The 12,077-nt window shown below is 46.7% G+C and carries 6 protein-coding genes; 3 read left to right on the top strand and 3 right to left on the bottom strand.

Annotation, left to right across the window (positions count from 1 at the left end; translation table 11 throughout):
* Positions 1–2: 2 nt before the first annotated feature.
* Both fadJ and K0I31_RS12645 read left to right on the top strand, forming a co-directional pair.
* The gene (gene fadJ, locus K0I31_RS12650) at positions 3–2,123 is read left to right on the top strand and encodes a fatty acid oxidation complex subunit alpha FadJ (RefSeq protein WP_220078616.1); all 2,121 of its coding nucleotides are present in this window, start codon (positions 3–5) and stop codon (positions 2,121–2,123) included.
* A gap of 164 nt (positions 2,124–2,287) precedes the next feature.
* A complete protein-coding gene (locus tag K0I31_RS12645) occupies positions 2,288–2,488 on the top strand; it encodes a hypothetical protein (protein WP_041406657.1) in 201 nt (66 codons plus the stop codon).
* Positions 2,489–2,904: 416 nt separating this feature from the next.
* Here the strand turns inward: K0I31_RS12645 and K0I31_RS12640 are convergent, their stop codons facing one another.
* The 3 genes from K0I31_RS12640 to K0I31_RS12630 all read right to left on the bottom strand — a co-directional run bounded on the left by K0I31_RS12640 (position 2,905) and on the right by K0I31_RS12630 (position 11,313).
* Positions 2,905–3,492: a hypothetical protein gene (locus K0I31_RS12640; protein WP_220078615.1), complete on the bottom strand. Its 588-nt coding sequence runs from the start codon at positions 3,490–3,492 to the stop codon at positions 2,905–2,907.
* A gap of 150 nt (positions 3,493–3,642) precedes the next feature.
* Positions 3,643–7,902, bottom strand: a complete 4,260-nt coding sequence (locus K0I31_RS12635) for an EAL domain-containing protein (protein ID WP_220078614.1) — start codon at positions 7,900–7,902, stop codon at positions 3,643–3,645.
* Between the two features lie 621 nt (positions 7,903–8,523).
* A complete protein-coding gene (locus K0I31_RS12630; protein WP_220078613.1) occupies positions 8,524–11,313 on the bottom strand; it encodes an insulinase family protein in 2,790 nt (929 codons plus the stop codon).
* Positions 11,314–11,524: 211 nt separating this feature from the next.
* On the opposite strand from K0I31_RS12630, the gene sixA reads away from it, so the two are divergent.
* Entirely contained in the window at positions 11,525–11,995 is a 471-nt protein-coding gene (sixA, locus tag K0I31_RS12625; protein ID WP_144200613.1) for a phosphohistidine phosphatase SixA, read from the top strand.
* The last annotated feature ends 82 nt before the right edge of the window (positions 11,996–12,077 follow it).

The following is a 12,077-nucleotide window of genomic DNA, read 5'->3' as shown; positions in this document are numbered from 1 at the left end:
TCATGGAAAAGAGTTTTACATTAAATCGTCTCGACAACGGCATTGCCGTGCTCACCATGGATGTGCCTGGCGAGACCATGAATACCCTCAGAGTCGAGTTTGGCCCGGAGATCTGTGAGATGTTGGCCGAGATCAAGGCCGATACAGGGATTCGCGGTGTGGTGATCATCTCGGGTAAGAAGGATTCCTTCGTGGCGGGCGCCGATATTTCCATGCTGGATGCCTGCGCTACCGCCGAAGATGCCAGGGAGCTGTCCAAGCAGGGGCACGAAGTGTTTTTTGCGCTGGAGTCGCTTTCGATTCCCGTGGTAGCGGCCATCAATGGCGCCTGCCTCGGTGGGGGATTAGAACTGGCCCTGGCCTGTCATCAGCGTGTCTGTACCGACAGCAACAAGACCATGTTGGGATTGCCCGAAGTGCAACTTGGCCTGCTGCCAGGTGGCGGCGGGACTCAACGTCTGCCACGTTTAGTGGGTATTGCCAAGTCGCTGGATATGATGCTCACCGGCAAGCAGCTGCGCGCCAAGCAGGCGTTGAAGATGGGGCTGGTTGACGATGTGGTGCCTGAATCGATTCTCTTGCAGACGGCGATAGAGATGGCACTGGCTGGCGCACGTCCGGCGAAGAAGCCAAAGCTGTCGACGGTAGAGAAGCTGCTTGAGGGTACGCCTGTTGGTCGCAACATCATCTTCGAACAGGCGCTTAAGCAGGTCAATAAGAAGACTCAGGGCAACTATCCTGCGCCAGAGAAGATCATCGACTGTGTGCGTCAGGGCGTGACCAAAGGCATGGTGAAGGGTCTCGAGGTTGAGGCGCAGCACTTTGGCGACCTCGTGGTCTCCAATGAGTCAGAGGCTCTGCGTAGCATCTTCTTTGCAACCACTGAGATGAAGAAAGAAACTGGTGCCGGTGATGTATCGCCAAAGGCCGTCAACAAGGTGATGGTACTGGGCGGTGGCCTGATGGGTGGCGGTATCGCCTCTGTGACCACCACCAAGGCGAAGATCCCGGTGCGGGTGAAAGATATCAGTGAGACTGGTTTAAGTAACGCATTGGCCTATGCCTATAAGCTGCTGGCCAAAGGGGTGAAACGTCGTCACATGACGCCTGCGGTGCGTGATAATCTGATGGCGCTGATGACCACCACCACAGAGTATAAAGGGATCAAGGATGCAGACATGGTGGTGGAAGCCGTGTTTGAAGATCTAAACCTCAAGCATCAGATGGTGAAGGATGTGGAGCGTGAATGTGGCGAGCATACGATTTTTGCCTCTAATACCTCATCCCTGCCCATCAAGCAGATCGCCGAGGCCGCCGAGCGTCCTGAGAATGTGATTGGCCTGCATTACTTCTCGCCGGTAGAGAAGATGCCGCTGGTCGAAGTGATCGCCCATGACAAGACCTCGCCACAGACTATCGCCACTACAGTTGCCTTTGCTCGCAAACAGGGTAAGACGCCTATCGTGGTGAAAGATGGTGCCGGTTTCTATGTTAATCGTATTCTAGCGCTCTACATGAACGAGGCGGCGAATCTGCTGCTGGAAGGTCAGAGCGTAGATCATCTGGATAAGGCGCTGGTGAAGTTTGGTTTCCCCGTTGGTCCTATGACGCTGCTCGATGAGGTCGGCATAGATGTGGGCGCCAAGATCTCGCCGATTCTGGAGAAGGAGTTGGGTGAGCGCTTTAAGGCACCCGCGGCCTTTGACAAGCTCTTGGCCGATGACCGTAAAGGTCGTAAGAATGGTAAGGGTTTCTATCAATATGGCGCTAAGTCGAAGAAGAAGCTGGTGGATGAGAGCGTCTATGGAGTGCTTGGATTAACACCTGGCGCCGACAGCGAGCCAAGAGCATTGGCCGAGCGATGTGTGGTGCAGATGCTCAATGAAGCGGTTCGTTGTCTGGATGAGGGGATTATCGCCTCGCCACGAGACGGTGATATCGGCGCAATATTTGGCATCGGCTTCCCGCCATTCTTGGGTGGACCTTTCCGTTACATGGACTCCCTAGGTGCCAAGCACTTGGTCGAGACCTTGAAACGTTATCAAGATCAATTCGGGGATCGTTTCGCGCCATGTGATCGTTTAGTCGAGATGGCCGAATCGGGCAGTAAGTTCTACGAATAGTCCTATTTACATTTAACAATGCGGCAACATAATGCCGCATTTTTTTTGCCTGAGGATTATTTTTGCCTGTTTTTTGTTCATTCAAGGCGTGGATTCGGTTATCATGCTGGGCTCGTTTTGGCTGTTTTTAGCCTTATTGACGCCGTTGTTGTGAGGTAGTGTCTGTGGTGATTTACATTCTTGGTGTGTTGATGGTGAGTAGTGTGGCGATGGGCAATATGGCATTTCGCGCTGGGCTAGGGGTGAAACGCTGGGCCATGCTAGGACTCATCATAGGGCCGGTCGCCTATCCGCTATTTAGTACTCACAAGCGATTCGCGCAGAAGCGGGCGCAGGGTAAGCAAAGCATGTCTATTAAGGTATAGAGCTATTAAGGTATAAAAGCCATAAGGGTGTAGCGCTATCAAGATGTAGAGCTGCGGTGAATATGAGTGACTTATTAGCAAGTTTGAAGTGCTAGCTGATGCCATCTTCTCTGCTTGTTTAGAGTCGTCTAGGTGCTGACCTAGATATCTACATCTCGGACAATAGTCAGTTCAGATAAAGAATTAGATAAAAATCAGATAGATAAGTCAGATAAAAAAAGGAGCCTTTTAGAGCTCCTTTTTTATGTGTCTGGTTTTCGAAAGACGTTTGAAGTCAATTAGTTCCACCAACCTTTTGCTGGGATCACCTCTAGGTGATTCAGGCCTTCTGGAAGCTGTACTTTTTTGCGCTCTGGTTTGTGAGTAAGTCCTAGAGCTTTTTTCAATGAATCTAACATAATCATTCTCCTTAAGACTTAAGCAACGGCTGAGTTGATGAATTTGATGTTTGGAATACTAGCTACTTGAGTCTCGCTGAACTTGATGTTCGGAATGCTCGCTAGCAGAGTCCCAGAAAACTTGATGTTCGGAATGCTCGCTATCTGAGTCCCAGAAAACTTGATGTTCGGGATGCTCGCCAGTTGAGTCTCAGAGAACTTGATGTTCGGAATGCTCGCCAGTTGAGTCTCAGAGAACTTGATGTTCGGAATGCTCGCCAGTTGAGTCTCAGAGAACTTGATGTTCGGGATGCTCGCGAGTTGAGTCTCAGAGAACTTGATGTTCGGGATACTCGCGAGTTGAGTCTCAGAGAACTTGATGTTCGGGATACTCGCGAGTTGAGTCTGAGAGAACTTGATGTTCGGGATACTCGCCAGTTGAGTTTCAGAGAACTTGATGTTCGGGATACTCGCCAGTTGAGTTTCAGAGAACTTGATGTTCGGGATACTCGCCAGTTGAGTTTCAGAGAACTTGATGTTCGGAATACTTGCAAGCTCATTATTACCGCCATTAATGGCAGAACATGTTAGGGTAAAAGCGATGGCAGTAACTAGTCCGTTAATCATTGTCTTTATCTCTCAGGGTTATTGAAGTTATAGTGCCAACAATTTGTTGACGTCTGAGAGATGTGTTGCAGGTGTTATGCCAATTTTTATTTTTAGCTTAATTTTAGTTAAACATATTCCTCTTTAAGTGTGTGATTTCCCATTCTATGACTAGGCTTTCTTGTGTTGTGAGACAGGTGTGTAGGTAAAACTCTCCTGTTTTAGTAGCTCGGTGAAGCTGGTTTCATTTACTGCCTTGCTGTAAATAAATCCTTGTATTTCTTCGCATTTCAATGCTTTCAAGATGCTAAGCTGAGAGGCTTCCTCGACGCCTTCACCGACCACAGATAGGCCCATGTTATGGGCAATAGTGATAATAGAGTCGACCATCTTTAGATCTCTGTCAGATTTATCTATGTCGTCAACAAAAGCCTTATCGATTTTTAGGGTGTCAATTGGGAAGCGCTTTAAATATGACAGTGACGAATATCCGGTGCCAAAGTCGTCTAACGCAAGGCTGACGCCCATCTTAGAGAGTTGCATCATCACCTTTATCGCTTTTTCTGGCTGTTTTATGACGGTGCCTTCGGTAATTTCAAGCTCAAGGTTGGCTGCGGGCAGTTGAGTTAGACGTAAAATTGACTCTATCCGTTGTTGTAGGTCCGGAAGAGCGAATTGTTGTGATGATAAATTGACAGCGACCCGACCGTCGAACAAATTTTGACGACGCCAATTTTGTGCCGCGAAGCAGGCTTTACGTAGAACCACCTCGCCAATTTCGACGATGAGTCCATTCTCTTCGGCCAGTGGGATAAAGTCGCCCGGCGGAATAAGACCGTGTTCAGGATGATTTAATCTTACCAGGGCCTCCATACCAGCCATCTTGCTGGTTCTGAGGTCAATCTTAGGTTGATAGTAGACTTCGAAGAGATCGTCCCTTAAACCTTCGCGGATAAGGTTCTCCACTTCCAGCTGGCGAATGGCATTGCGATTGAGTGATTCCGAATAGAATTGATAACGATTGCCACCGGCAGATTTTGCGTGATACATGGCAATGTCCGCCTTGCGCAGAAGCGCCTGTTCATTCTGATCGTCTTCTGGGTAGAGCACTATGCCTATACTCACCCCGACAACGACTCTGTCTTTGGTGAGCTCGAATGGGCTTGAGAAGGCATCGACTACATGATTGGCGATGACGGCGCTGGAGCCGATATCAGGATTGTTATCGACCAGTATGGCGAACTCGTCGCCGCCCAAACGATAGATACTCGTATGGTAAGGCACCGTGGATTCGATGCGTCTTGCTACTTTGATCAATAGTTCATCACCTACTTGGTGTCCCAGTGAGTCATTGATCTTCTTAAAGTTATCTAAGTCCAAAACCATCAGGGTGTGATGGGTATCTTTCTTCACCAAGTTACCCAGGGTGACCATGAGGCTAGAGCGGTTTGGCAGGCTGGTGAGTAGATCGTTGTTGGTTAGTTTACGTAACTCTTCTTCCTGTTGCTTACGACGGGAGATATCAGAGAACACCCCTACATAGTGGGAGAGTACACCTTGTTCATCGTAAATCGCATCGACGGTTAGCTCCATCAGGAAGCTGCTGCCGTCGCCCTTGGCGGACTCAACTTCGTTACTCCAGCTACCTTGTTGCTGCAGAATATGGCGAATCTGCTCTGAGTAGCTCTCGGGATAAAGGTCAAACTTAAACAGCTCGCCAATAAAGTCATTACGACTCTTCTCACACAGATCGCAGCAGGCCTCGTTGACTTCAACAAATTTAAATTTGTTGTCCAGGATGAACATGCCTTCTGAGATGTTCTCGATGGCGCGTTCGAACAGTCTTAGCTGTTCCTCGGCTTGCTTAAAGTTGCTGATGTTTTTTATTGTACCTGTCATACGCAGGGCTTTATCTTCTTCATCGCGTTCAACGATCTTTGCCCTGTCCAAGATCCAGATCCACTGGTCATCTTTGCCCTTAACGCGATAGGCTGCCTCGAAGTGATCGGTTTCACCGTAGAAGTGTTTATTCAGCGCCGTGTTAACACGTTCTTGATCCATAGGGTGAATGTTACTCTCTTCACCTTCCTCACCGGAGCGCTGGCCATCACGTGGAAACTCGAGAGATCCCCAGATATTTGAGCGGTAGATTTGACCTGTTTCGATATCCCAGTCCCACATCTCATCACCGCTACCCCACAGGGAGAGCTTCAGTCGCTCTTCAGACTTAGCGATCTGACGCTGTACCTCTCTTCTTCTTAATGCTGCTTTGACTATGGCACCCGTGATTAAGAGGGTAATAAGTAGGTAGACGAGTTTAGCCTGAATCGATAACCACCAAGGAGGAGTGATTTCAATAGACAGACTCCTTACATCTCCAGCCTTTTGAGTAAGAGGCTCAATTGCATATACGTTAAATGTATATTCCCCAGGCGACAGGTTGGTATATGTAGCAGAGTTAGTACCTTGTGAATCAATCCAAGAGTCAGAAAGCCCACTCATTTGGTATTTGTAATTGACGCTTTTAAATGGCGTGTTTGGACTGTTAAATGTAATGGTGAAAGGATAATCTGAATACTTTAGCTTTATCCTTTGTGTTAGAGATAGTGGCTTATTTAAAACATTGCCTGTAATACTCTCTGGTAAGTTGAAGATTAAAAGATCGTCTAAGTCAGCCGTTGGAGTCGGGGCAGAGTCGATCAAATCTTTTAACTTTTCAGAGGATATTTCACTGAGGCCTGATATCCCACCTAGATAAAGGTGATTAGCTAGTTTAAGTGCAGATTGTGCATTGTACTCATCTTGACTTCCATATTTGTCAGTCAGACTAAATATTTTGTTTGTCAGTATGTCTATTACAACAACCTCTTTTATTGAGGCTGCAAATAACAAGTTGTCAATTATAGTGGTAGAGAATATCGGTTTCTTATTGTTGTAGACTGTTTGGATTTTTCCTGATGCTTTATTGTAACTTTTCAAGGAGCTGCTTGTTCCAAAGAATATGTTGTTCCCTGAGTCGCTCAAACTAACTACAAAGTTATTTTTATACAGGTTGGTGACACTCTGGTTTATCACCTTGTGTAAACCACCTTGTGTAGCCACATAAATATCATTGTCATCGACTAAAATATCGAATATTGGATTGCCTTTGTCGATAAGCACTTCTCTAGACGAGTAGTCTTTCAGGTCAATAGTTATTAACTCCCCTGATGGCGTTCCCGCTAAAATCCGCTCTTGCTCTGAATCAAACTTTATTGTAAATACACTGTTTTTATTTATTTTTTTGATGCTGTGATTTGTTAGATCTATAGCGTATATGCCTAAATTGCTGCCGATGTATAGACTGTCATTTTTTATTAAAATTGACTTAGGACCTTCAATGTCACTGTTGACTTGTACTTTATTATTAAAAGACAAGTCGTAGATATATATATACTTAGAGTCTGTACTTATTGCTATTTTAGATTGATTATCACTTGATATTGACCAAATATTCCCAAACTCTTCGTCAAAATCAACTTGAGAAACTGTGTTTAAATGTTTTGGGATTACTTCAAATCCTGAGCTTTTTATTGAGGCGTATATATTGTTCCTTCCAGAAAAAATAGCGTTTACAGAGGGGGAAGTTATTCTTCCAAGATTCACTTTGTCTAAGAAAATGTTGTTTTCTGAATCTAAGAATATATTTTTTCCAATTTGTTTGTTCGCTAGTCTAATTATCTTGTTGTTGATTTTTATAACATTGTCTTGTTGAACGCTGTATGTGCCATTATCTGTGTAAATTAATAAATTGCCATCGACGATAGAAAGATCGTTGGTTTGTTTTGCAATTACATTTTCTTTGTCAATATTTACAACTTTTCCATCATATTCTCTGATGTAATAATTTTTGTTAAACTTAATTGTTTTCTTGATTCCGTTAAATTTACCAGTATATTTTTTAACAATGCTAAGGTTGTCGTTTAAAATATATACTGTTTCATCTGTGGCTAATGCGTATCCCTGATCAACTCTACTGATAGACCAGATTGCTTTATCTCCAATGTCGGATAGAGCAATGACCTTTTTAAATGAATCATCAGCCTGGTTATATTGTACTAAACCTTTATCAGTTCCAACTAGAAGTGACGTTTTTGTTTGCATCAGACTTCGAATAAATGAGCTGGGTAATCCCGAAAACTCATCTGCAAAATAATGTTTAAATTGTTTACCATCAAACCGATTTAAACCGTTAACCGTTCCAATCCATATATGACCACTATTACCCTCTTCTATGGATGTCACATCTATCTGAGATAATCCATCAGAAATACTGTAGGTCTTAGTTTTTAAAAGTGTCGGGGAGTAAAGCTTTTCTTCGGCCAAAAGGCTTCCCGATACGGTCAGGGCCATTAGCAGTGAGAGTAGCAATCTTGAGAGGATTTTAGGCATAATTATTAGTTTGATTATTAGCCAATAATGCATAGGCAACAGTTATTTAACCTACTTTATTCAGAAATAGGGGGATTTGTCAAAAGAACACTGAATTTTCTTGTTTGCAAATTACTTTCATTTTCATTGTATTTTAGGGTTTTGTACTGCTAAATCTTCTTCGCGATCTGGCTTTGTCTGTTGTGTGGGAACCAATCAGGCGTTTGTACTATATCGCGTATTTTAGCGATTGAAGCAAAAAAGACGCTAAGAATCAGTGTACTGGCGTTGGGGGAATGTAGGCTCGGCGCAGTGAGGTAAAAGCAGGTTCGATCTGTTAACGATTCTACCCTGTAGTCTCATAGTCGGTCAGATAGGGGGGTAGCGCTTAAAACACAAGAACTAATCAAAGGACTCACCAAAGGATTAGGACGAATGTATCAAGTACTGAGGCTAGCAACTCAATCTTAAACACGCAGAGTGAACTAGTATCCAGCAAGAAAAAGCTCTTTAGCACACTATTAGAAGAACGCTACCTCAAGTAAAGTGTCTTAACACTGTGGCTATTTAGGTTCAAAGCCCAAAGCCCAAACTGCAAATCCTTAAACATTAAGCTGCCAGACTCTAGGGAAGGGCGTTGGCCTAATAGCTAAACTTGGCGGCTCGCTGTTTAAAGCTCCTCAGATCTGTGATCATATTGTCTGAGGTTAGCTGGTCTTGATTTCTGTGTTGCTCTCCTGTGGTGAAGAGGATCAGGCGGTCGCCGTGTTTGGTGCGCATCTTCTGCATCATAAACTTAATCAGATCAGAACGGGTGAGTTCGCCAATTTGCTCGGCAACCAGTTCTCGCTGATTAAAGTCGTAGTCTTTGTTTCCTATGCTCGACCAATATCTCTGCCCCCGGGTCTTAAGGTTGGGGTCGTGTTCCATGATCTGGTTGATCAACCCTTGCTTGGTGAGTTCCCATTGATCATTGGTAATCTGCATGACGGCGTAGTTAAAGTCGGCAATAAACTCATCTATGGCCTCCAGTAGCTTCAGGGGGCCGGCAGTGGGGGACTGTACATAGAAGATCATCCCAGGATAACGATTCAGCGGCAGATAACCTGTGCCCACCATGTAACCTAGCTGACGCTTGGTTCTCAGCTCGTGGAAGAAGGTCGAGGACATGGTGTGATTTAACAGGCTGAACAGCGCCATCTTTAGCGGCGTTGCCTGGGCCGATTGGTAGTAGACTATGATGCTGCTGTCCTGATGATTGACGCTGACCTCACGCATCAGGGTGCCGACATTTTCAAGTTTTATCAGCTCTCGTTCGGACTCACCGCTGGGTGAGGAGACCAATGAGAGTATGTGATCTAACCGTTTACCCAGGGCCTGAGCCTCTTCGGTCAGCCAGTCGCCATAGACAAGACCCTCGAGATGGATCTTCTCATAGAAGGCCCGAACATGGTTGTGAAGGTCGTCCAGGGTAATGTCTTCTAGCTCCTCAGCCATACGTTGCGGCTCGAAACTGCGTTTCTGCAGCGTCACCGTCAGGCTGGTAAATAGCTGAGAGATGGGCTTTGCGCGGCTCTGGTTAAACCAGTTGCGTAGGATCTGTTTCTTTATCTGCTTAAACCTGTCCTGGGTAAAGTTACGTTCTCTGGCTTTGTTGATCAGCAGTGACAGCAGAGCCTCTTGTTTACCGGTTAATCCGGTCAGATGCAGAGTGATCCCCCCCTGGTGAGGGTAGATGTTGTAGCTGAGCCCTGCGACTTCGGCCGGATAGGTAAACTCGGTCAGATAATCGAGCAACATCTCCACGTAGAGGCGGGTCAGCGCCGCGTGTTTTGGGGTTGTGGCGGCCTGGTGTGAATCCAGGGACAAGTACATATGCCCCTTAGGTACGTTAAATTCGTCATCTTTCTTGTGCCAAATACGATAGCCGGTTTCCTGACAGACGACGACAGGCACCGGATGGTCACTCTTAACGTCTCTGGCGATCGAGTCTTCGATAATAAAGGGGTTAGGCTCCGGCAGTTTAAGTGCCTCTCGAATCTCAGGCTCGCGCCAATGCTTGAGTCGCTGTGCATCTATGGGCTTCATCTGATAGGGTGAGTGATACCAGGCGGCCTGTTTCTCTGTGTCTAAATCAGGTGAGATCAGCTGAATACGCAAATTATCCGGGCTCATCAGGTCCAGCAATTCGGTGACCTGAGCTACATCCAAACCATCCATGCGATAGTCACCATAGATGAGATCAGATACCTCGTAGTGGTGCATATTGATGCTGAGATGACTGGCCAGATCCAGTGGTTTTATCTGTTCCTGATATTTGAAGGCAAGCTTGAGCAGGTTGGCTCGCTCTTGATAGCGCCAGGCCTGCATGCCCTGGGTCTTAATGAGTTTCAGGTATTCGAAGCTCGCCTGAATCACATCATCGAGCTGTAGCAGGCCTTTCTCGGTCAGCTGGATGCTAATGTTATAATCTTTAAAGTTATAGCCATTGACCCCGCCACCGGCCGAGAGATTGATGGCCAGTCCCTGATCCTTTAGGTGACTCAGCAGGCTGCCTTTGCCCTCATAGCCCAATAGATGACTGATAAAGGTCAGCGGCTTGCGCTTGTAGAAGCGGTCGATGGCGGGTAGAGGAAAGGTGATCGCCACGCGGCGCTGCTCTTTCAGCGGTACTATGTTGATCTGCTGGCCAAGCTGAGCCGCTTCATAGATGGCCACATTTGGGTATTGCTTTGCCAGCTTGCGGTTTTCAATCGGCACAAAATAGCTCTCGGCCAATGCCAAGAGTTCATCTAGTGGTAAGGGTGCTACCAGACACAGGGTCATCAGGTTGGCGCTGTAATGGGTCTGATAGAAATCCAGCAGCTCTTGCCTCAGTGTTTTCTCATCGCCGTCTAAGGTCTTGAGATTGCCAACCGAAAACTTTGAAAAGGGATGAGCCGGATTAACCGTTTCCTTCTGAACCTGATAGGTGCGGCGGATATCATCTTTGAGCTTGAGGCTAAATTCGGACTCGATGGCATGACGCTCTCTATCGACCAGCTCAAGATCGAAGCAGGGCGCGATAAAAAACTGGCTGAAGCGATCCAGCGACTCCTCGAACACCTCGGCGTCGATGGAGAAGAAGAAGTTGGTCTGCTCCGTGCCTGTCCAGGCGTTGTTGCTGCCGCCGTGTTGATTGATGAAGGCATGGTATTCGCCAGACTTGGGGTATTTTTCCGTGCCCAGAAACAACATATGCTCGAGAAAATGCGCCATGCCGGGGCGCGAAGCGGGATCGTCAAAATGGCCGACGTTGACTGCCATCGATGCCGCGGCCTGTTGCGCCTGGAGATCTTCCACTAGCAATACACGTAGCCCGTTGTCCAGCTGCAGATACTGATACTGGCGATGATCGTTGGGGCTTTTAGTGATCGGCATAGATGTTTGCAATGGCTGGCTCCATCCTTATGCTGGACAAACGTATGATATTCATCGGAGTTTAGGCGACTAAAGCGGTAAGCCTACATATTGAGCCTCAAAAAAGACTTTGGCAAATATCTTATCCATTATTCGACTAATTAATAACAGGGTTAAGGTTTGTTGCGCTGCACTTTAACGCTACAATTCATAGTAGAACAAGAATAATCATAGCGAGAGTAGTATGAAGCTATATTTGATGCGACATGGCGAGGCGGGTTATCACGCCCACTCAGATCGAGAACGAGTACTGACAGAAATCGGCCGTTATCAGACTGAATTGATGAGTAATTGGCTGGCCCGTGATGTGACCGAGTTCGATCTCGTGTTGGTGAGTCCCTATCTGCGTGCGCAGCAAACATGGCAGGAAGTGAGTAAGCACTTCCCCGAACCGAGAAAGTGGCTGGTATTAGACGAGCTGACTCCATCGGCCGAGCCGACTCTGGCCGCCGATCTGACCCTGGCCTACGCCGAACAGTATAAGGCGGACAGTGTGTTAGTGATTGCCCACATGCCGCTGTTGGGTTATATGGTAAGCGAGTTGGTGCCTGGTATAGAGCCGCCGCTGTTTGCCACCTCAGGTGTGACCCTGATCGACCGTCATGGCGAGCGTGGCTCGCTCAGCTGGCAGCACACCCCTCACACGGTGAGCTAACTCAGAGAAAAATGCATTAACGCATTTGCGTAACCGTTGACTACATAAACAAAAGGACGCCAAGGCGTCCTTTTTGATCTCT

This window comes from Shewanella spartinae (genome assembly GCF_019457555.1).
In the GTDB taxonomy this organism is placed as follows: Bacteria; Pseudomonadota; Gammaproteobacteria; order Enterobacterales; family Shewanellaceae; genus Shewanella; species Shewanella loihica.
Note: the sequence above shows the minus strand (reverse complement) of the source record. Positions and strands in the feature narration are given on the sequence as shown.

Excerpts from the sequence above, each read along its gene's own strand:
- fadJ (WP_220078616.1), top strand. The coding sequence starts at position 3 with ATGGAAAAGAGTTTTACATTAAATCGTCTCGACAACGGCATTGCCGTG.
- K0I31_RS12640 (WP_220078615.1), bottom strand. The coding sequence starts at position 3,492 with ATGATTAACGGACTAGTTACTGCCATCGCTTTTACCCTAACATGTTCT.
- K0I31_RS12635 (WP_220078614.1), bottom strand. The coding sequence starts at position 7,902 with ATGCCTAAAATCCTCTCAAGATTGCTACTCTCACTGCTAATGGCCCTG.
- sixA (WP_144200613.1), top strand. The coding sequence starts at position 11,525 with ATGAAGCTATATTTGATGCGACATGGCGAGGCGGGTTATCACGCCCAC.